Annotated in this window: 16 protein-coding genes and 1 tRNA gene; 11 read left to right on the forward strand and 6 right to left on the reverse strand. The window is 68.1% G+C overall.

Annotation, left to right across the window (positions count from 1 at the left end):
- The first annotated feature begins 165 nt into the window (after nt 1–165).
- Both ABIC44_RS06765 and ABIC44_RS06770 read left to right on the forward strand, forming a co-directional pair.
- On the forward strand, nt 166–1,512 hold the full coding sequence (locus ABIC44_RS06765) for a glycoside hydrolase 5 family protein (RefSeq protein WP_354294443.1): 1,347 nt from the start codon (nt 166–168) through the stop codon (nt 1,510–1,512).
- An 18-nt stretch (nt 1,513–1,530) separates the two neighbouring features.
- Nucleotides 1,531–2,763 (forward strand): glycoside hydrolase family 27 protein, encoded by a 1,233-nt coding sequence (locus ABIC44_RS06770; RefSeq protein WP_354294444.1) that lies wholly within the window; start codon nt 1,531–1,533, stop codon nt 2,761–2,763.
- Nucleotides 2,764–2,784: 21 nt separating this feature from the next.
- Here ABIC44_RS06770 and ABIC44_RS06775 read toward each other — a convergent pair whose 3' ends face one another.
- Nucleotides 2,785–6,330, reverse strand: a complete 3,546-nt coding sequence (locus ABIC44_RS06775) for a hydantoinase B/oxoprolinase family protein (RefSeq protein WP_354294446.1) — start codon at nt 6,328–6,330, stop codon at nt 2,785–2,787.
- A 103-nt stretch (nt 6,331–6,433) separates the two neighbouring features.
- Between ABIC44_RS06775 and ABIC44_RS06780 the strand changes: the two genes are divergently transcribed.
- The 4 genes from ABIC44_RS06780 to ABIC44_RS06795 are packed head-to-tail and all read left to right on the forward strand — an operon-like array spanning nt 6,434 to nt 9,551.
- Entirely contained in the window at nt 6,434–6,943 is a 510-nt protein-coding gene (locus tag ABIC44_RS06780) for a winged helix DNA-binding protein (RefSeq protein ID WP_307104032.1), read from the forward strand.
- A 12-nt stretch (nt 6,944–6,955) separates the two neighbouring features.
- Nucleotides 6,956–7,621, forward strand: coding sequence for a DUF969 domain-containing protein (locus tag ABIC44_RS06785; RefSeq protein ID WP_354294447.1), 666 nt, complete (start codon nt 6,956–6,958; stop codon nt 7,619–7,621).
- Nucleotides 7,618–8,580 (forward strand): DUF979 domain-containing protein, encoded by a 963-nt coding sequence (locus ABIC44_RS06790; protein WP_354294449.1) that lies wholly within the window; start codon nt 7,618–7,620, stop codon nt 8,578–8,580. Before ABIC44_RS06785 ends, ABIC44_RS06790 begins: the two co-directional genes overlap by 4 nt.
- A complete protein-coding gene (locus tag ABIC44_RS06795) occupies nt 8,577–9,551 on the forward strand; it encodes a DUF2891 domain-containing protein (RefSeq protein ID WP_354294450.1) in 975 nt (324 codons plus the stop codon). Before ABIC44_RS06790 ends, ABIC44_RS06795 begins: the two co-directional genes overlap by 4 nt.
- Nucleotides 9,552–9,677: 126 nt before the next feature.
- Here the strand turns inward: ABIC44_RS06795 and ABIC44_RS06800 are convergent.
- Together ABIC44_RS06800 and ABIC44_RS06805 are read right to left on the reverse strand one after the other, a co-directional pair.
- Nucleotides 9,678–9,753 (reverse strand) — tRNA-Glu (locus ABIC44_RS06800).
- 120 nt (nt 9,754–9,873) lie between these two features.
- On the reverse strand, nt 9,874–11,247 hold the full coding sequence (locus ABIC44_RS06805) for a class II 3-deoxy-7-phosphoheptulonate synthase (RefSeq protein ID WP_354294451.1): 1,374 nt from the start codon (nt 11,245–11,247) through the stop codon (nt 9,874–9,876).
- 192 nt (nt 11,248–11,439) lie between these two features.
- Between ABIC44_RS06805 and ABIC44_RS06810 the strand changes: the two genes are divergently transcribed.
- From ABIC44_RS06810 to ABIC44_RS06820, 3 genes are all read left to right on the forward strand, one after another.
- Complete coding sequence (locus ABIC44_RS06810) at nt 11,440–12,477, forward strand: M48 family metalloprotease (protein WP_354294453.1); 1,038 nt, start codon at nt 11,440–11,442, stop codon at nt 12,475–12,477.
- Nucleotides 12,478–12,593: 116 nt separating this feature from the next.
- On the forward strand, nt 12,594–14,435 hold the full coding sequence (locus ABIC44_RS06815; RefSeq protein WP_354294454.1) for a methyl-accepting chemotaxis protein: 1,842 nt from the start codon (nt 12,594–12,596) through the stop codon (nt 14,433–14,435).
- 124 nt (nt 14,436–14,559) lie between these two features.
- Complete coding sequence (locus ABIC44_RS06820; RefSeq protein ID WP_354294456.1) at nt 14,560–14,904, forward strand: hypothetical protein; 345 nt, start codon at nt 14,560–14,562, stop codon at nt 14,902–14,904.
- On the opposite strand, the gene cysS is transcribed toward ABIC44_RS06820, so the two are convergent.
- Entirely contained in the window at nt 14,890–16,341 is a 1,452-nt protein-coding gene (gene cysS / locus ABIC44_RS06825) for a cysteine--tRNA ligase (protein ID WP_354294457.1), read from the reverse strand. The two genes, ABIC44_RS06820 and cysS, sit on opposite strands and share 15 nt — an antisense overlap.
- 372 nt (nt 16,342–16,713) lie before the next feature.
- On the opposite strand from cysS, the gene rpsU reads away from it, so the two are divergent.
- A complete protein-coding gene (gene rpsU / locus ABIC44_RS06830; protein ID WP_007404630.1) occupies nt 16,714–16,920 on the forward strand; it encodes a 30S ribosomal protein S21 in 207 nt (68 codons plus the stop codon).
- Nucleotides 16,921–17,076: 156 nt separating this feature from the next.
- Complete coding sequence (locus ABIC44_RS06835; protein ID WP_354294459.1) at nt 17,077–17,646, forward strand: FKBP-type peptidyl-prolyl cis-trans isomerase; 570 nt, start codon at nt 17,077–17,079, stop codon at nt 17,644–17,646.
- Nucleotides 17,647–18,308: 662 nt separating this feature from the next.
- Here the strand turns inward: ABIC44_RS06835 and ABIC44_RS06840 are convergent.
- Both ABIC44_RS06840 and ABIC44_RS06845 read right to left on the reverse strand, forming a co-directional pair.
- On the reverse strand, nt 18,309–18,539 hold the full coding sequence (locus tag ABIC44_RS06840) for a hypothetical protein (RefSeq protein ID WP_307104054.1): 231 nt from the start codon (nt 18,537–18,539) through the stop codon (nt 18,309–18,311).
- A gap of 195 nt (nt 18,540–18,734) precedes the next feature.
- The gene (locus ABIC44_RS06845; RefSeq protein WP_309693787.1) at nt 18,735–19,493 is read right to left on the reverse strand and encodes a metallophosphoesterase family protein; all 759 of its coding nucleotides are present in this window, start codon (nt 19,491–19,493) and stop codon (nt 18,735–18,737) included.
- Between the last annotated feature and the right edge of the window lie 18 nt (nt 19,494–19,511).

Here is a 19,511-nt window from a genome sequence, read left to right on the forward strand (position 1 = left end):
CTGGACCCCGGCCTTCGCCGGGGTGGCGGGTAGGGGCCGACTACTCAAAATACCGCAAGCAATTTGCATTATTCTTCGTTATGCCAATGGGATCAGGTCGATCGACCTGCACCATGACGACGGCAAAGCCGCGTCGGGAAACGATATGAGGGGGAGGATGCGGGCATGACCATGGATATCGATCGTCGCGGCTTTCTGGGGGCGGCGGCCTTGCTGGCGGGATGCGCGGGCGTGGCGGCTGGTGCCGATGCGGCTGGCGCGAAGCGGGAGCTGTTCGTCCGTCGCAAGGGCACCCGCCTGATGATCGGCGATGCGGTCTATCGCTTCGTCGGGGCCAATATGTGGTACGCCGCCTATCTGGGGGCCGATGCCCCTTATGGCGACCGCGCCCGGCTGCGGCGTGAGCTGGACGCGCTGGCCGCGATGGGCGTGACCAATGTCCGCATCCTCGCCTCGGCCGAAGAAGGCCCCTTGCGCGACTCGATCAAGCCGGGCTTTCGCACCGCCACCACGACCAACCGGACCTTGCTCGCCGGGCTCGACTATGCGCTGGCCGAGATGGCGAAGCGCAACATGCGCGCGGTCCTGTACCTGACCAATTTCTGGGAATGGTCGGGGGGCATGATGACCTATCTGTCCTATGTGAACGGCGGCAAGTTCCTGAATGCGAACGACCCGGCGCATCCCTGGCCCGCCTTCGCCAATTTCAACGCGCAATTCTATGGCAATGCGCGCGCCAAGGACATGTACCGCGACTGGATCCGCACCATCGTGTCGCGCACCAACAGCGTCACCGCAAAGCCCTATGCGGCCGACCCGACGATCATGGCGTGGCAGCTGTCCAACGAGCCGCGCCCGGCGGGCGATCTGGCGCATGCCGATCTCGACCAATTCCATGGCTGGGTCCGCGACAGCGCGACGCTGATCAAGTCGCTCGATCCCAACCATCTGGTTTGCACCGGATCGGAAGGGCTGAAGGGCACGCTGGAAAAGCCCGACATCCTGCTGGCCGAACATGGCATCGACGCGATCGATTACCTGACCGCGCATATCTGGCCCAACAACTGGGACTGGGTGAAGCAGGCTGATCTGGCGAACACCTATAAGCGCGGCGAGACGCTGACCCAGGACTATATCGCCCGCCATGTCGGCTATGCCCGCCAGCTGGACAAGCCGCTGATCATCGAGGAGTTCGGCTATCCGCGCGATGGCGGCAGCAACGATCCGAAGGTGGCGACGACCTATAAGGACCGCTTCTATCGCCTGATCTATGCCGCCGCGCTGCGCGACATGGCGGCGGGCGGGCCGATTGCGGGGACCAATTTCTGGGCCTGGAACGGCGAGGCGCGCGCGCAGCATCCCGACTATCGGTTCCGCGACGGCGACGGCCAATATATGGGCGACCCGCCGCACGAGCCGCAGGGCTGGTACGGCATCTTCACCGGCGACACGACGGTCCGCATCGTCGCGGACCATGCCGCGGCCGTCGCCCGGCTCCCCAAGACCCGATAAGCGCAAGGAGAGGCCGCCATGCTCCGCCGTTTCGCCCGCCCGCTCGCCGCCGCCGCGCTGCTGCTCCAGATGGCCGTTCCCGCCACGGCGCAGGAGGTGCTGGACACCGACCCCAACACGCTCGCCCCGTCCCAGGACCCCAAGCGCACCGCCAACGGCCTCGCCCAGACCCCGCCCATGGGCTGGAACAGCTGGAACAAGTTCGCCTGCAACGTGAACGAAGACGTGATCCGCCGGACGGCGGATGCGATGGCCTCCAATGGGATGAAGGCGGCGGGATATGAATATATCGTCATCGACGATTGCTGGCACGGCGCGCGCGACGCCAATGGCTTCATCACCGAGGATCGCCAGCGCTTTCCCGGCGGGCTGAAGGCGCTGGGCGACTATATCCATGCCAAGGGGCTGAAGTTCGGCATCTATTCGGATGCGGGCACCAAGACCTGTGGCGGGCGTCCGGGCAGCCAGGGGCATGAATATCAGGACGCGCTGCAATATGCGCGCTGGGGCGTCGACTATCTGAAATATGACTGGTGCTCGACGGGCGTGCGCAATGCCGAGGAAGCCTATGCGACCATGGCCGATGCGCTGCGCGCGACGGGGCGGCCGATCCTGTTCTCGCTATGCGAATGGGGCCATTCGCGGCCCTGGCTATGGGGTGCGAAGATCGGCAATATGTGGCGCACCACCGGCGACATCACCGACAAATGGGAAGGCAAGCACGGCTATAGCTGGGGTGTCGCGTCGATCGTCGACATGAACGAGCCGCTCTGGCCCTTTGCCGGGCCCGGCCATTGGAACGATCCCGACATGCTGGAAGTCGGCAATGGCGGATTGAGCGACACCGAATATCGCGCGCATTTCTCGCTCTGGGCGATGATGGCGGCGCCGCTGATCGCGGGCAACGACGTGGCGGGCATGACGCCCGCGACCCGCGACATCCTGCTCAACCGTGACGTCATCGCGGTCGATCAGGACCCGCTGGGCGCGCAAGGCCACCGGGCGGCGCGCGACGGCCAGCGCGAGGTCTGGGTCAAGCCCATGGCCGATGGCGGCCGCGCCCTGCTGTTCTGGAACCGGGGCGAGACCCCCGCGCGGATCGGCGCGGACTGGACGCAGCTGGGCCTGCCCGCCACGACCCGGCTGCGCGCGCGCGACCTGTGGACGCATAAGGATCTGGGCCGTCTGTCCCGCCGCTACGAGGCGGAGGTCGCGCCGCACGGCGTGGCGATGATCCGCCTCCAACCCTGAAACGGCGGCGGGCGCCAGCGATCAGAGGCCCGCGCCGCCCCCGCCGGGCGTCTCGATGACGATCCGGTCCCCCGCCTGAAGCTCGACCTGATCGACGCCGGGCAGGGCGTGCCGGGTGCCGCCCGCCTGGACCAGCCATTGTCGTCCCACGGCTCCGGCACCGCCACCCGCCAGGCCGAAAGGCGCGACGGTCCGGCGCGAGGCGACGATGGTGGCGGTCATCGGTTCCAGCGCGGTGATCTCGCGAATGGCCCCGTCGCCGCCGCGATGGCGACCGCTGCCCCCCGACCCCTGGCGGATGTCAAACCGGTCGAGCCGGACGGGATAGCGGAGTTCCAGTATCTCGGGATCGGTGATCCGCGTGTTCGTCATATGGCTGTGCACCGCCGATGCGCCGTCAAAACCCGGCCCGGCACCGGTTCCGCCGCAGATCGTCTCGTAATATTGATAGCGGTCGTTGCCGAACAGGAAGTTGTTCATCGTCCCCTGCGACGCGGCACAGGCCCCCAGCGCGCCGAGCAGGGCGTTGCAGACGGCCTGGCTCACCTCGGTATTGCCCGCCACCACCGCGCTGCCGGGCGGGGGCGACAGGAAGCTGCCCGCCGGGATGATGATGGTCAGCGGTGCCAGGCATCCCTCGTTCAGCGGCAGGTCCTCGCCGATCAGGCAGCGAAAGGCATAGAGCACGACCGCGCGGGTGACCGCCGGGGGCGCGTTGAAATTGCCGGGGCGGGCAGGGCCGGTTCCGGTGAAGTCGATCGTCGCCGCCCGCGCCGCGCGGTCGACCGTGACCCGCACCGCCAGCGGCGTGCCGTCGTCCATCGCATAGGCGAAGGTCCCGTCCTCCAGCCGCGACAGGACACGGCGGATGCTTTCCTCCGCCTGGTCCATGACATGCCCCATATAGGCATGCACCATCGGCCAGCCGCTGGCCGCGATCAGCGCGTTCAGTTCGGCGATGCCGGTCGCGTTGGCGGCCAGCTGCGCCTTGATGTCGGCGACATTGGTGTCCGGGCTGCGCGCCGGATAACGCGCCCCGGCCAGCAGGTCGCGAAACGCCGCCTCGCGCAGCGTGCCGCCATCGACCAGCAGGAAGTCGTCGATCACCACGCCCTCTTCCTCCAGCGTGCGCGACAGGGGCGGGGTCGATCCGGGGGTCAGCCCGCCGATATCGGCATGATGGCCGCGATTGGCGACGAAGAAGCGGATATGCTCGCCCGCCTCGTCGAAGACAGGGGCGATCACCGTCACGTCGGGCAGGTGGGTGCCGCCGTTGAACGGATTGTTGAGCGCGACGACATCGCCGGGCTTGAGCGTGGCCGACCGGCTGGCGATGACGGCGCGGACGCTTTCGCCCATCGCGCCCAGATGGACGGGGACGTGCGGCGCGTTGGCGACCAGTCGCCCCTCGCCGTCGAAGAGCGCGCAGGAGAAGTCGAGCCGCTCCTTCATGTTCACGCTGCGCGAGGTGTTGCGCAGGACCACGCCCATCCGCTCGGCGATGCCCATGAAGCGGGTGTTGAACAGTTCGAGCTGCACCGGATCGACCAGGCGCGGGTCGGGGGCGCTGCGCATGCCCGATGCGTCATGCGCGAGCAGCAACTCGCCGCCATCGCCGACGCGCAGCGTCCAGCCCGGCTCGACCATCGTCGTCGCGATCGCCTCGCGGATCAGCGCGGGGCCGGCGATGCGATCGCCGGGTCTCAGCGCGGCGCGGTCATGGACGGGGGTCGGATGCTCCTCGCCGTTCGTCCAGACCGACACATGCGAAAGCGGCGGCGGCAGCGGACCTTCTCGCGCCGGGAGCGGCGGGGGTGTCACCGGCTCGCCGGGCAGGATCGCCTCGACCATCACGCTTTCGACGACCAGTTCGGCGTTCGGGCTGACGAAGCCGAAGCGCGCGCGGTGCGCCGCCTCGAACGCGGTGTGCATGGCGTCGTCCCCGGCCCAGTCGACGGGCAGCGCGGTGTCGGTCCCCGCATAGCGCAGGTGAACGGTGGCGACGCGGCGTGCCCCGGCGCCGACCTCCGCCGCCGCTTCGTCGCCGAGCGCCGCCATGATGGCGTCCAGCGGCGCGCCCAGCGGCTGCTCGACCGATCGCTGACGGATCGCCACCCGGTCGGCCAGCCCCATGCCATAGGCCGACAGCACGCCCGCGAGCGGATGGATCAGGACCGTGCGCATCCCCAGCACCTCGGCGACGCGGCAGGCATGTTGCCCACCGGCCCCGCCGAAACATTGCAGCGCGAAGCCGGTGACGTCCTCGCCGCGCTCCAGCGCGACACGCTTGATGGCCGCCGCCATATGCGCGACGGCCACCTCCAGGAACCCTTCCGCCACGGCGCGGGGATCGGCCATGCCCATCTCCGCCGCCACCTCGGCAAAGGCGCGCCGGGGTGCCTCCATGTCGAGCGGCTGGTCGCCGTTCGGGCCGAAGACCGCCGGGAAATGCGCGGGCTGGATCTTGCCGACCAGCACATTGGCGTCGGTCACGGTCAGCGGGCCGCCGCGCCGATAGCAGGCGGGGCCGGGATGGGCGCCCGCGCTGTCCGGGCCGACGCGGAACCGCGATCCGTCATAATGCAGGATCGATCCGCCGCCCGCCGCGACCGTGTCGATCGCCATCATCGGCACGCGCATCTCGACGCCCGCGACCTCGGCGTCGAGCACCCGCTCGAACCGCCCGGCATAGAGCGCGACGTCGGTGGAGGTGCCCCCCATGTCGAAGCCGATCACCCGGTCGATCCCCGCCGCCTGCGCGGTGCGCGCGGCGGCGACGACGCCCCCGGCCGGGCCCGACAGGATCGCGTCCTTGCCCTGAAAGGCGCGCGCATCAGCCAGCCCGCCGCTCGACTGCATGAAATGGAGCGGGATCGGCCCCAGCGCACCCGCGACCCGATCGACATAGCGGCGCAGCACCGGCGACAGATAGGCATCGACCACCGCCGTCCGTCCGCGCGCGACCAGGCCGATCATCGGGCTGACGACATGGCTGGCCGAAATCTGGGTGAAGCCCGCCGCGCGCGCCAGCGCGGCGACGCGCGCTTCGGTGTCGCCATGCGCCCAGCCATGGGTGAGCGCGATCGCGACCGCCTCGAAACCCTCCGCGCGTTTCGCCGCCAGCTGCGCGGCGCACGCCGCCTCGTCCAGCGGCAGGACCACCATGCCGTCGGCATCGATCCGGCCGCCAATCTCGATCACCCCGTCATGAAGCGGGGCGGGGCGGCGAATGGCGAGGTCGAACAGGCGCGGGCGGGTCTGGTCGCCGATGACGAGCAGATTGGCAAAGCCCCGGTCGACCACCAGCAGCGTCCGCGCACCTTTGCGTTCCAGCAGCGCATTGGTCGCGACGGTCGTCCCCATCTTGACCTCGGCGATGCGATCGGCGGGCAGGGGCGCGTCGTCCGCCAGCCCCAGGATCGTGCGGATGCCCGCGATGGCCGCATCGGCATAACGTTCGGGCGCCTCGCTCAACAGCTTGGCGGTGTTCAGCGTCCCGTCGGGTGCGCGGGCGACCACGTCGGTAAAGGTGCCGCCACGATCGATCCAGAACGACCAGCCTGCCATCGCGCCACCTCCATGAGAAATTGTCGACGAATCGTCGATAAACTATCGGCGATGGATTGACAGCCCATAGAAACGCCGCAACCCTGAACGTGCAGGAGGCGGCATGACCAACGACAAGCGGGCGATCGTATCTTCGGCGCATCTGGCCGATGGCGCGGCCCCGGCGCTGTCCGAGCTGGAGTTCAGCCTGACGCTGGCCGCCGCCGCCTATCAACGCTGGATCGTGCGCTGCGCGGCGGCGGCGGGACTGGCGCTGGCGCCGCTGGAGGTGCTGATCCTGCACACCGTCCGCCACCGCGATCGTGCCAAGCGGATCGCCGACATCGCTCTGGTGCTGGATGTCGAGGACACGCATCTCATCACCTATGCGATCCGCAAGCTGGAACGCGCCGGGCTCGTCGCCACCGATCGGTCCGGCAAGGAAAAGCGGATCGCGGCGACCGAGGCGGGCCGCGATTTCTGCCTGCACTATCGCGACATCCGCGAACGGGTGCTGGCCAGCGCCGTCGTCGCCGACGGTCCGGACGGCCAGGCGCTGTCGGAGGCGGCGGACCTGCTGCGCTCGCTGTCGGGCCAGTATAACCAGGCGGCACGCGCCGCCGCGACGCTTTAGCGAGAGGCCGCCATGCTCGTCCTGTCGGGAATCGCGATCATCATCATCGGCTTCGCGCTGGGCGTGAACCCCTTGCTGGTGGTGACCGTCGCCGCGCTGGCCAGTGCGGCGGCGGCGGGGTTCGGGCCGGTCGCGGTGATCGCGATGATCGGGCGGGCCTTTGTCGATGCGCGGTTCCTGGCGGTCCCGTTCCTGGCGCTGCCGATGATCGGCCTTCTGGAGCGCGCGGGGCTGCGCGAAAAGGCGCGCGACATCGTGCGGGGGCTGCGCCGGGCGACGACCGGGCGGGTGCTGCTCGGTTACCTCGCATTGCGTCAGATCACGGCGGCGCTGGGGCTGGTGTCGTTGGGCGGGCATGTCCAGATGGTCCGCCCGATCGTCGCCCCCATGGCGGAGGGGGCGGAGGAGCGCGACGAGCGCCAGCCGCTCGACCCCGACACGCGCGACCGGATCCGCGCGCATGCCGCCGCCGTCGACAATATCGGCGTGTTCTTCGGCGAGGATGTGTTCATCGCGATCGGATCGATCCTGCTGATCCGCGCGATCCTCGAACAGGACGGCGTGGCGGTCGCACCGCTGGACGTCGCGCTCTGGGCGATCCCGACCGCCATCGCGGCGTTCCTGATCCATGGCGCGCGCCTGTTGCTGCTCGACCGGCGATTGCGGCGGCGGGCATGATCGGGCTCGACGCGATCGGGATGGCGGCGGCGACGCTGCCCGCGGCGGTGGCGGCGCATCATGCCTGCGACCGGGAAGCGCCGACGCGCTGGCGCAACGCCGGGTTCTGGGGACTCTTCGCGGTGCTGCTCGGGGTGGGGCCGTGGCTGCCCGATCTGCTCGCCGGGTGTCTCGTCCTCGTGATGGTGGGCCTCGCGACCTGGGGGCTGCGTCCCTCGGCCGTCGCCAGCAGCGACGCGGAGCAGCGCGCCGCCTCCGCCGCGCGACTGGGCGGCCGGCTGTTCGTGCCCGCGCTGATGCTGCCCGCCGTCACGCTGGCGGGGACGCTATCGGTCGGCAAGGGCCGGATCGCGGGAATGGCGCTGATCGACCCGAAGCAGGTGACCCTGGTCGCGCTGGTGGCCGGGTCGATCGTCGCCCTCCTGCTGGCCGTTCGTCTCACCCGGCCGCCGCGCACCGCGCCGGTCGCCGAGGCGCGGCGGCTGGTCGACTCGATCGGCTGGGCGATGGTCTTGCCCCAGATGCTGGCGGCGCTGGGCGGCGTGTTCGCGATGGCGGGCGTGGGCAAGGTTGTTGCGAGCGGCGTCGTGAACGTCGTCGCGCTCGACACGCCGCTGGCCGGGACGATCGCCTATTGCGTCGGGATGGCGCTGTTCACGATGGTGCTGGGCAATGCCTTTGCCGCCTTTCCGATCATGACGGCGGGCATCGGCCTGCCGCTGCTGATCCGCCATTTCGGCGGCGATCCGGCGGTGGTTGCGGCGCTGGGCATGTTGTCGGGCTTTTGCGGGACGCTGATGACGCCGATGGCGGCGAACTTCAACCTGGTGCCCGCCGCGGTCCTTGAACTGCGGGACCGGTTCGGGGTGATCCGCGTCCAGTGGCCGACCGCGCTGATGCTGCTGGCGTTCAATATCGCGGTGCTGACGCTCTGCGCCTTTCCTGGAGGATTGCGATGACCCCCATTCGTGCCGCGACATTCGCGCGGATCGCGCTCGGCCATGTCGCCCGCGAATATCCGCACAAGGCCGATCATGTGATGACCGGCGAGGACGACCCGTATCGCCCGCGCGCGGTTCATCCGATCTTCTTCGGCAGCTTCGACTGGCATAGCTGCGTCCATGGCTATTGGCTGCTCGCCCGGATACGGCGGCTGTTCCCCGATCTGGCCGAGGTCGCCGCCATCGACGCGCTGTTCGACGCGGCCTTCACCCCCGAAAAGGTCGCGGCGGAGTGCGCCTATCTCGACCGGCCGAGCGCGCGCGGGTTCGAGCGGCCCTATGGCTGGGCGTGGCTGTTGATGCTCCAGAGCGAGTTGATGGTCGCGGAACTGGGCCATGCGGACACGCTGCGGCCGCTGGCGGAGGCCTTTGCCGCACGATGGCGCGCGCATTTGCCGCTGATGACCTATCCGGTGCGCGCGGGGACGCATGCCAACACCGCCTTCGCGCTGGTGCTCGCCGATCGCTATGCGCGGGTCGCCAACGACCAGGCGATGCGCGGCGCGATGATCGAGCGTGCGCGCCACTGGTTCGGCGCGGATCGCCAGGCCCAGGTCTGGGAGCCGAGCGGCGAGGATTTCCTGTCCCCGACGCTGATGGAGGCCATGGCGATGCAGCGCCTGTCGCCTGCCGACGCCTTTGCCGACTGGTTCGCGGCGTTCCTGCCGGGGCTTCCCGATACGTTGGCCACCCCGGCGCGCGTCAGCGATCGCAGCGACGGCCGGATCGCGCATCTCGACGGCCTGAACCTCAGCCGCGCCTGGGCGATGCAGGCGCTGGCGGCGACACCGGAGGCAAGGCTGCGCAACGCCCTGCAAGCCGCCGCCGCCGACCACCTCGCTGCGGCGATCGACGAGGTCGCAGGCGACTATATGGGCGAACACTGGCTGGCGAGCTTCGCCATGCTGGCCTGCACGGGCACGGATTGAGGCGGGGTGCCGTATCTGGTCGGGAGCGATCGACTTGTGAAAAGGTCGCTGGTCGGAAGGGTGTGGCTCTTCGCCTATCAGCACATGGCTGAACCACAACAAGCGCTATCCAACCTCTGAAAAGGCTGGTGACCCCTACGGGACTCGAACCCGTGTTTTCGCCGTGAGAGGGCGACGTCCTAGACCGCTAGACGAAGGGGCCGTTTGCGGTGGAGGGGCGCAATTAGCGGGGGTGGGGCGGGGCGTCAAGCAGACGGTGTACGGAAACTGTGGATAAGATCGGGGCGGGGAGCCTTGCGGCTTCCCCGCCCCGAAATCCGGATCAGGCGGCGGCCTTGCGGCGTTCAGCCATTTCCTCGTTGAGCATCTCGGCTAGCAGGAAGGCCAGCTCCAGGCTCTGGCCCGCATTCAGGCGCGGGTCGCAATGCGTGTGATAGCGGTCGGCCAGCGACTGTTCGGTGACGTCGATCGCGCCGCCGGTGCATTCGGTGACGTTCTGCCCGGTCATCTCGGCATGGATGCCGCCGGCATGCGTCCCCTCGGCACGGTGGACGGCGAAGAAGCCGCGCACCTCGGCCAGGATTCGGTCGAAGGGGCGGGTCTTGTAGCCGGTCGCCGCCTTGACCGTGTTGCCGTGCATCGGGTCGCACGACCAGACGACCGGATGTCCCTCGCGCGTGACGGCACGGACCAGCCTGGGCAGATGCGCCTCGATCTTGTCATGGCCATAGCGGGTGATCAGCGTCATCCGGCCCGGCACGCGGCCGGGGTTCAGCGTGTCGAGCATGCGCAGCAGCGCCTCGGGCTCGAGGCTCGGGCCGCATTTCACGCCGATCGGGTTGTCGATGCCGCGCAGGAACTCGACATGCGCCGAGCCCTCGAAGCGGGTGCGGTCGCCGATCCACAGGAAGTGGGCCGAGGTGTCGTACCAGTCGCCGGTCAGCGAATCCTGCCGGGTCAGCGCCTGCTCATAGGGGAGCAGCAGCGCCTCGTGGCTGGTGTAGAAGCTGGTCTGCGCCAGCTGGGGGACCGAGGCGGGGTCGATGCCGCAGGCCGCCATGAAGTCCAGCGCCTCGCCGATGCGGTCGGCGGTCTCGGCATATTTCTGTGCCCAGGGGCTGCGGCCCATGAAGTCATGGGTCCAGCGATGCACCTGGTGCAGATTGGCATAGCCGCCCTGCGCGAACGCGCGCAGCAGGTTCAGCGTCGCCGCCGACTGGGCATAGGAGCGAAGCATCCGCTGCGGATCGGGCACGCGCGCCTCAGACGTGAAGGCGATGTCGTTGACATTGTCGCCGCGATAGCTGGGCAGCTCGACCCCGCCGATCACCTCGGTATCGGCCGAGCGCGGCTTGGCGAACTGGCCCGCCATGCGGCCCAGCTTCACCACCGGCAGCTTGGAGGCGAAGGTCAGGACGACCGCCATCTGGAGGATGACGCGGAAGGTGTCGCGGATGTTGTTGGCGCTATGCTCGGCAAAGCTCTCGGCACAGTCGCCGCCCTGGAGCAGGAAACCCCGGCCCGCCGCCACCTCGGCCAGTTCGGCGGTCAGGCTGCGCGCCTCGCCCGCAAAGACCAGCGGGGGATAGGTCGCCAGCGTACGGGTCGCGGCGTCCAGCGCATTGCGGTCGGGATAGTTGGGAAGCTGGCGGGCTTCGGCGCTCGTCCAGCTGTGGGGGGCCCATTTCGCGGCCATGATATCCTGCTCTTTCGTCTTCTTTGTTGATTTGCCCGCCATGCGCCGAATCGTGGGGATACGCAATGAAGTTGGCGTTTGAGCCCCTCAAGTCGCGCCGATTGTTGCGCATGATACGGCTTTGCGCCGAGCCGTTGGCGGTTGCGGCGGCGGGCTTTGCGGATCGGTGGGGAAGCGATTAGCAGGGGGGCCATGTCGCGTTCGCTCTTCCCATCGGCCGCCATGGTCGCGCTGTCCGCTCTATCGCTGGCCGTGGCGCCGCCCGTGCCGGCCCACGCCGTGTCCACGGTTGCGGTGGAGGCGACGGACGACCGGGCGCTGTTCGACGCGATGCGCGCGGCCGACCTGCGGCTGGCGACGATCGCGTGGCGGCTGGCGACGGCCAATGTCACGCTGTGCCGGGATACGGCGCCGACCCCCGGCCTCGTCATCCATGCGATCGACCAATATGAGCCCGCGCTGCGCAAGGAACTCCCGGCGACCTTCGGGTTCGAGGGGCCGGTCGCGGTCGAGGCGGTGGTGCCGGGCAGCGCGGCGGACAAGGCGGGGATCGCCCCCGACGACACCATCCTGGCGGTCGATGGTCAGCCCCTGGCGGTCGATCCGGCCGGTGCGACGCAGGCCAACAGCGCCACGCGCGACGCCGCCCAGCGGCGGATCGCCGCCGAGCCCGCCGGTCGTCCGCTGCGCCTGACCATCCTGCGCCATGGTGAGCGGCGCGACGTGACGGTGGCCGCGCAGCCGGGGTGCCGGTCGCGGTTCGAGATGAGGATCGGACCCGACCTGACCGCCTCGGCGGACGGGGACATCGTCCAGATCGGATCGCGCTTCTTCGAGCGGTTCGACGACCGGATGATCGCGGTCGTCGTCGCGCATGAATTCTCGCACAACATCCTGCACCATCGCGAGCGGCTGGACGCGGCGGGCGTCAAGCGCGGGTTGCTGTCGGAGTTCGGACGCAACGGGCGGCTGTTCCGTCAGACCGAGACCGAGGCCGATCTGCTGGGCGCGCACCTGATGCGCAATGCGGGCTATGACCCGCAGGATGCGGTGCGCTTCTGGCGCGAGCATGGCGGCGAGGTCGATGGCGGCCTGTTCCGCAGTCGGACCCATCCCTCGTCCTCGGCGCGTGCCGATGCGGTGGCGGCGGAGATCGCCGCGATCCCGGCTGGGGCGCCGATCCCCTATCGCCCCGCGCTGATCGACCGGGCGGGGGCGGCGCTGCAATAAACGGCCCGTCGCAAAACCCATTCCCTGTGTAACGGTTTAACCAACTATTTGGAGTCACCGCTTAGGAGTCGGCGGCAATCGGAAGCGAAGGGGCTTTCGACCTGCCAGGATTCGTCATGCTCTCTTCCATGCCCATACCGAAGAAAATCGGTCTGTCCTTCGCCATCGTCGTCCTGTCGGTGCTGGCGATGATGGGGACCTTGTGGTGGGCATTGTCACGGATCGAGGGGACGACGAAAAAAAGCGTCCATGCGCAGACCACCTATACCACCACGCTGGACATGGAGGGCGGCGTCCAGCGCGAGAACAGCCAGATGCGCGGCTTCCTGATCACCGGGGACGAGGCCTATCTGACGCAATATTATACGGCACGGGCCGCCGAGAGGCAGGCGGCGGCGGAGCTGGACAGGGCGCTGGTCGAGGATCCCAGGGCGCGCGCCGAGGTAGCGGCGTCGCATGCCAGGATGGAGGAATGGCGCCGCGACATCGGCGACCCGCTGATCGCGCGCAGCCGGACCGACCGCGAGGGCGCGCAGGCCTGGCTCCGCGCCAATAGCGAGCGGTCGCGGGTCACGGTGATCCTGCAACCCTTGCGTGATCTGCGCGCCCGGATGGTCGAGGTGATGGGGGCGGTCCGCAACGAGCGCAAGATCGTGCTGTGGACGGCGCAATGGAGCCTCATCATCGGTGGTCTCATCATGATCAGTGTCGCCGTCGCGATGGCCATTTTGTTGTCGCGGGCGCTGGGTCGGCCGATCGTCCGGCTGACCGGGGTGATGGATGCGCTGGCGCGGGGGCGGAACGACATCGCGATTCCCGATGCCGAACGCGGCGACGAACTGGGCAGCATGTCGCGCGCCGTCGTCGTCTTCCGCGACACCGCCGTCGCCAAGGCGCAGGCCGATGCCGAGCAGAACCAGATGGTAAGCCAGATCGGCGAGGCGCTGGAGCAGCTCGCCGGTTCGGACCTGACGGTCAAGCTGAGCGGCTTCCCGCCTTCCTATGCCGCCATCGAGCGCGACTTCAACATGGCGGTGTCGCGGCTGTCGGGCTCGCTGGGCGCGGTGCGGGTCAATGCGGCCGGGATCAGCAGCGGCACGGTGGAGATGAACCAGGCCGCCGACGATCTGGCCCGCCGCGCCGAGCAGCAGGCGGCCAGCATCGAGGAGACCTCCGCCGCGATGAACGAGATCGCCCAGTCGGTCACCGCCGCCGCGGCCAAGGCGCAATCGGCGCAGACGATCGTCCGCAAGGCAAGCAGCGACGTCGGCAACAGCGAGGAGATCGTCCGCCGCACCGTGTCGGCGATCGGCGATATCGAGCGTTCGTCGAGCGAGATCGCCGAGATCATCGCGGTGATCGACGGCCTGGCCTTCCAGACCAATTTGCTCGCGCTGAATGCGGGCGTCGAGGCGGCGCGCGCGGGTGACGCGGGCAAGGGCTTTGCGGTGGTCGCCTCCGAAGTGCGTGCGCTGGCCGAACGCTCGGCGGAGGCGGCGCGCGACATCAGCGCGCGGATCACCACCACGGTCGACCGGGTGCGCAGCGGCGTGGAACTGGCCAACAAGACCGACGATTCGCTGCGCCTGATCGCGACCGGGATGCAGGACATCGCCGGACTGGTCGAATCGATCGCGGGCGGAGCGTCCGAGCAGGCGACCAGCATCCAGCAGGTCAATCTGGCGATCAACGACATGGACGGCGTGACCCAGGCCAATGCCGCCATGGTCGAGGAGGTGACGGCCGCCGTCCGGGCGCTGTCCGCCGAGACCCAGGCGCTGGAGGAGCAGATCGGCCGCTTCCGGATCGAGGGCGGCTTGCCCCAGCCCGCAGCACCCGTCGTCGCGATCCGGCGGCCGGCGGCGGTATCGCCCGCGCCGCGCCGCATGGCCGCGCCGGTGCCCTCTCAGGGCAATCTGGCGGTCAGGCAGGACGATGACGATTGGAGCAGCTTCTGATCGGCGTCCTATCCCGTTGAGCGGTCGATAAAAGGCCCGCCATCCCGGTCGTCGGGGTGGCGGGCCTTTCGCATTCGGAGGAAGGGGGCTTGTCACCCCTGTCCGGGCCGGGCAAGCGGCCGCCATGGATATTCCCGCACGCTATGCCGCCTTCATCCAATGGGTCGGCGACGGAACCGGCATGGCCGACAGCCTGCTGCACGTGCATTCGGGCATGGCGGTGCTGTTCCTCGCCCGCATCCTGACCCGCAAGTCGCTGGCGACCCCGATCCCGCTGCTCTGCGTCGCGCTGGCCGAGGCGGGCAACGAGGTCCTCGACCGGCTGCATTACGGGTCGTGGCGCTGGGCCGACACGCTGGGCGACATCGCCAATACGATGTTCTGGCCCACCGTGCTGTTCATCGGCCTGCGCCTGCGGTCGCCGCGCGGCGGATATGGCGGCTGGCGCCGGGGATCAGGCGGCCGGTAACACCGGCTTCCAGTCCCAGCCCAGCGGGTCGCCGTCCATCACCTCGACCCCGGCGGCGAGCAGCGTGTCGCGGATCGCATCCGACCGGGCAAAGTCCTTCTCCGCCCGCGCCGCGCGCCGCTCGGCCAGCTGTGCCTCGATCCCCGCCTCGTCCAGCGTGGCCGCCTTGGGCCGGGTGCGCAGGTCGGCGCGGGTCAGCGTCGCGAGTTGCAGCCCCAGCGTTGCGTCGAAATCGGCGAGCGCAGCCAGCCGGACGCCGGGCGAGAGCTTCTTGTCGGCCAGCATCTCGTCGAGCACGGGCAGCGCGCGCGGCGTCGCGAGATCGTCCGACAGCGCGGCGTCCAGCCGCTCGCGATAGGCCGCCGCATCGCCCTTGGCGGGGGCATCGGCCCGCATGCGCAGCCCCTCGACCGTCTGGACCAACCGCTTCAATCGCACCTGCGCGGCGGCGAGGCCGTCCCAGCCAAACTCCATTTCCGAACGATACTGCGCCTGAAGGCACATCAGCCGATAGGCGAGGGAGTGGAAGCCGCGATCGACCAGCGCCTGGAGCGTCAGGAACTCGCCCGAGGACTTGGACATCTTGCCGGTGCGGTCGACCAGGAAGTTGTTGTGCATCCAGATATTGGCGCCACTGTCAGCGGTGCAGCTGTGCGCCTGATTCTGCGCGATCTCGTTGGGATGGTGGATTTCGCGGTGGTCGATGCCGCCGGTATGGATGTCGAACTGCGCACCCAGATATTGCTTGCTCATCACCGAGCATTCCAGATGCCAGCCCGGCGCGCCGCGGCCCCAGGGGCTGTCCCATTCCATCTGGCGATTTTCGCCGGGCGCCGAGGCGCGCCAGATCGCGAAGTCCGCCGGATGGCGCTTGCCCGCGACGGGATCGATCCGGCTTTCGCCCTCATCGTCCTGATGGCGGGCGAGGCGGCCATAATCAGGCACCGTCGTCACGTCGAAATACAGCCCGTCGGGCAGGCGATAGCAATGCTTGGCCTCGATCGCCTTGGCGAAGGCGATCATCTGGGGCACGTGATCGGTCGCCAGCGGAAAGCGGGTCGGCTCGGCGATGCCCAGATCCTTCAGATTCTGCTTGAAGGTCCGGGTGTAATGCGCGGCGATCGCCCAGATGTCCTGGCCACTCTTCTTCGCGGCGGCCTCCATCTTGTCGTCGCCCGCATCGGCATCGGAGGTCAGGTGGCCGACATCGGTGATGTTGATGATATGGGTCAGCGGCCAACCCTTCCATCGCAGCACGCGCGCCAGGGTGTCGGTGAAGACATAGGCGCGCAGATTGCCGATATGCGCATAGTTATAGACGGTCGGCCCGCAGGAATAGACGCGGACATTGGCCGGATCGATCGGCCGGAACGTCTCGGGCGCGCGGGTCAGGCTGTTGTAGAGGATCAGCGGATTGGAAATGTCGGGCGCGGTCATGCGGCCTGCCTTAGCCATGTCGCCTGTCCCCCGAAAGGGGGCCCCGGTCCGACGGGAGTTCGGACCGGGGCAAACGCAGCGACAGGGGAGGCGCCGCGTCATGATGCCGGTCACTCGGGGGAATGAGCCGACATGTCATACAGGGGTGTCCGGTACACGGGGATGAAACCGGACGAACGGCGTGATAGCGGTGGCGACATCACGTCGGCATGGCTGGCACATGACATTATGGTTCATGTCGCCTTGGCGGACGGGGCGAAATCCGCACCGACGGGTTGTATTGGGCAGACTCCCCTGCTAGGAGCGCCCAACGATGCGGCTACAGTTGTTCTGTGGCCGCTTTATCCTGTTTTGCCGGAGCAATTCGTTTTTATGCAGATCATCGTTCGCGACAACAATGTGGATCAGGCCCTCCGCGCGCTCAAGAAGAAGCTGCAGCGGGAAGGCGTGTATCGCGAGATGAAGCTCCGTCGCCACTACGAGAAGCCGTCGGAAAAGCGCGCTCGTGAGCGTGCGGCGGCGGTTCGTCGTGCGCGCAAGCTGGAGCGCAAGCGCGCCGAGCGCGACGGCGCCCGGTAATTTCCGGCGGATCGTCCCCGCCCCGTCGCTCCGAGCGGCCTGGGGTGGGGAACGGTCCCACCGGCCATCGATTCGCCTGGACGAATCGATTCGCGCTTCGCGCGCCGCATCCTTGATGCGTACCACGAACGCCAACGCACAGAGCGAGAAACAGGCATGTCCGTAACCGCTGTTCCCCTTCGTCCCGTCCGGCGTGCCTATCTGGTCTGGATATGGGTCGCGGTGGCTGCCGCGATCGTGGTGGCGGCCTTGCTGGCGCGCCAGGGCGATGCCGCGCTCCTGCGCGAGGCGCGTGGGCCGGGTGTCGAGACGACCGCTTCGGGCCTGCAGTACAAGGTGCTGGTGCCCGGCAATGGCGGTGCGCATCCGACCGCCAGCGACGTGGCGCTGATCAACTATACCGGTCGTCTGATCGACGGCACCGTCTTCGACAAGTCGCAGCAGCCGGCCCCGATGCCGCTTTCGGGTGTCCTGCCGGGCTTTGCCGAGGCGCTCAAGCTGATGCCCAAGGGCGCGAAGTATCGCTTCTGGCTGCCCGCCAAGCTGGGCTATGGCGACCGCGCGAACGGTGCGATCCCGGCGAATTCGACGCTGGTGTTCGATGTCGATCTGATCGACTTCATCCCCGAATCGGTCCTGCGCCAGATGCAGGCCCAGCAGTCGATGATGGGCGGTGCGCCCGGGGCGATGCCCGGCGGCGTCCCAGGCACCCGCTCGCCGCGCTGACGGGGCGGTCGCACGAGCGACCCTCCTGCCGATCGAAAATGGTCGCCGGGGTCCTATGGGCTCCGGCGATTTTCGTGGGGATGGCAGTCTATTGTAGCCGTTCGACGCTGCCTCCTTGCGACTTTCCAGGGAGGAAGCGGATCAGCATAACTCTACTTTCGCCGGTCGACCCGAGCGAAGTCGAAGGCCAGGGCGGTGCCTGTCTTGCGCTAAATCCCCAGCTATGGATCTAGGCCGGATCGACATTCATATTGTGTCTTTTCCCCTCTCCCCTGGACAGGGGAGAGGGTTAGCGAAGCTTGCCAGCCTGCTGGCTAGCGCAGCTTGGGTGAGGGGTTGAGCGAGCCGAAAGGCTCGCGCGCTCGCTTCGCGAGCGCCCACCCCTCACCCAGCTCCGACTAAGCCTTTGCTCTTGCAAAGGCCAAGTCTGCGCAACCTTCTCCCCTCTGCGAGGGACGAGGGAAGGGTAAGGCATCGCTGAATGTCGATCGGCCCTAGGCCGGTCTGGCGGTTTCAGCCCAAAAGGAAGTGCGATTTAGCTGGATCGCTGCGCGACACCCCCCGGGCATTCCAAGCGCCATAGCCCGGCGAGCCTCGGACATCAGGCAAAAAAATAGCGGCCCGAAGGCCGCTATTCCTTTCAGCCGTGAGGCTGAAGCAGCTTAGTTGCTGTCCGACGAGTCGGCGACAACCACGATGCCGGCGACGACGGCAGCAGCCGCCAGAACCGCAACGAGAACGCCACCACCGGCCAGGCCGTTCTTCTTGGCAGCCGGAGCCGAAGCGCGAACCGACTTCGAAACCGAGAGGCTGGCAGCCGGGTTCGCAGCCATCGCCGGAGCAACGGTCATCGAAACAGCGGCGGCGGCGACGAGAAACTTCCCAAGACGCATGTTAAACTCCCTTGATAAATGTCAGTGGGGTCATGACACGGCAGCCGTACCATGGCAACCCCACCAACGAGTGCGGGACAGTTATGCTCCCACACTGATGCGGCATTGCAACATTGCTTCACCGCTTGGCGGCTATACTGTGCTTTGCCGACAAACGGAATGCCTCGGCAAACCTTTCGCCTCGGTAAACCGACCTCAAGTGGTGAAAATCTCCTGGATGCCGTCTTCCAGCATCAGCGCCGACAGGCGATCGGTTTGATAGGCGCCGGTGTCTATGCCGATGCGATGCGGCAGGATTTCCACCTCGTCCGCGACCGTATGGCCATGCACCACGACCTTCTCCAGCACCCCGCGATGGTCGAGAAAGGGATCGCGGATCCAGCGGGTCTCGGCCAGCTTCTGGTCGGCGATGGCGATACCCGGCCGGACGCCCGCATGGACGAAGGCATAATCGCCCAGCACCATGATCTCTTTCAGATCGCTCAGGAACTCGCGATGCGTCGCGGGAATGACGGCCTTCAACCGCTCGGCGACCTCGGCATAGTCGAGCCGTTCATAGTCCTCGGCCGTCACACCATAGCTCAGCATGGTCTCCCGCCCGCCGACGCGGCAGAACAGCCGGAGCGCCTTGTCCTCGCCCTGGAGCGCGCGAATCAGGATCTCCTCGTGATTGCCCATCAGGCAATGCACCCGGTGGTCCGCCGCGCACAGTCCGCGCACCCGCTCCAGCACCCCGGCGGAATGGGGGCCACGGTCGATCAGGTCGCCGAGAAAGATGATATGCCGCTCGGCCGGACCGCGCGCCGCGTCATCGGCCTCGATCCGTGCCAGCAGCGTGTCGAGCAGGTCGAGCCGACCGTGAATGTCACCGATCGCATAGACCCGAAGGCCAGGCTGCATGAAGGGCACGAACTCGGGCGCGCGTTTGCGCAGATTCAATAATTTGGCAAGCATGGGTGGCTTTAAATCCGC

Source organism: Sphingomonas sp. 1185, from assembly GCF_040544655.1.
In the GTDB taxonomy this organism is placed as follows: Bacteria; Pseudomonadota; Alphaproteobacteria; order Sphingomonadales; family Sphingomonadaceae; genus Sphingomonas.

What these genes read in the sequence shown, in the direction of transcription:
- ABIC44_RS06795 (WP_354294450.1), top strand. Translation starts at nt 8,577, where the DNA reads ATGACCCCCATTCGTGCCGCGACATTCGCGCGGATCGCGCTCGGCCAT.
- ABIC44_RS06810 (WP_354294453.1), top strand. Translation starts at nt 11,440, where the DNA reads ATGTCGCGTTCGCTCTTCCCATCGGCCGCCATGGTCGCGCTGTCCGCT.
- cysS (WP_354294457.1), bottom strand. Translation starts at nt 16,341, where the DNA reads ATGACCGCGCCCGACATTTCCAATCCGCTGATCCTCTACAACAGCCTG.
- ABIC44_RS06840 (WP_307104054.1), bottom strand. Translation starts at nt 18,539, where the DNA reads ATGCGTCTTGGGAAGTTTCTCGTCGCCGCCGCCGCTGTTTCGATGACC.
- ABIC44_RS06790 (WP_354294449.1), top strand. Translation starts at nt 7,618, where the DNA reads ATGATCGGGCTCGACGCGATCGGGATGGCGGCGGCGACGCTGCCCGCG.
- ABIC44_RS06815 (WP_354294454.1), top strand. Translation starts at nt 12,594, where the DNA reads ATGCTCTCTTCCATGCCCATACCGAAGAAAATCGGTCTGTCCTTCGCC.
- ABIC44_RS06765 (WP_354294443.1), top strand. Translation starts at nt 166, where the DNA reads ATGACCATGGATATCGATCGTCGCGGCTTTCTGGGGGCGGCGGCCTTG.
- ABIC44_RS06820 (WP_354294456.1), top strand. Translation starts at nt 14,560, where the DNA reads ATGGATATTCCCGCACGCTATGCCGCCTTCATCCAATGGGTCGGCGAC.
- ABIC44_RS06770 (WP_354294444.1), top strand. Translation starts at nt 1,531, where the DNA reads ATGCTCCGCCGTTTCGCCCGCCCGCTCGCCGCCGCCGCGCTGCTGCTC.
- ABIC44_RS06780 (WP_307104032.1), top strand. Translation starts at nt 6,434, where the DNA reads ATGACCAACGACAAGCGGGCGATCGTATCTTCGGCGCATCTGGCCGAT.
- ABIC44_RS06805 (WP_354294451.1), bottom strand. Translation starts at nt 11,247, where the DNA reads ATGGCCGCGAAATGGGCCCCCCACAGCTGGACGAGCGCCGAAGCCCGC.
- rpsU (WP_007404630.1), top strand. Translation starts at nt 16,714, where the DNA reads ATGCAGATCATCGTTCGCGACAACAATGTGGATCAGGCCCTCCGCGCG.
- ABIC44_RS06835 (WP_354294459.1), top strand. Translation starts at nt 17,077, where the DNA reads ATGTCCGTAACCGCTGTTCCCCTTCGTCCCGTCCGGCGTGCCTATCTG.
- ABIC44_RS06775 (WP_354294446.1), bottom strand. Translation starts at nt 6,330, where the DNA reads ATGGCAGGCTGGTCGTTCTGGATCGATCGTGGCGGCACCTTTACCGAC.
- ABIC44_RS06785 (WP_354294447.1), top strand. Translation starts at nt 6,956, where the DNA reads ATGCTCGTCCTGTCGGGAATCGCGATCATCATCATCGGCTTCGCGCTG.
- ABIC44_RS06845 (WP_309693787.1), bottom strand. Translation starts at nt 19,493, where the DNA reads ATGCTTGCCAAATTATTGAATCTGCGCAAACGCGCGCCCGAGTTCGTG.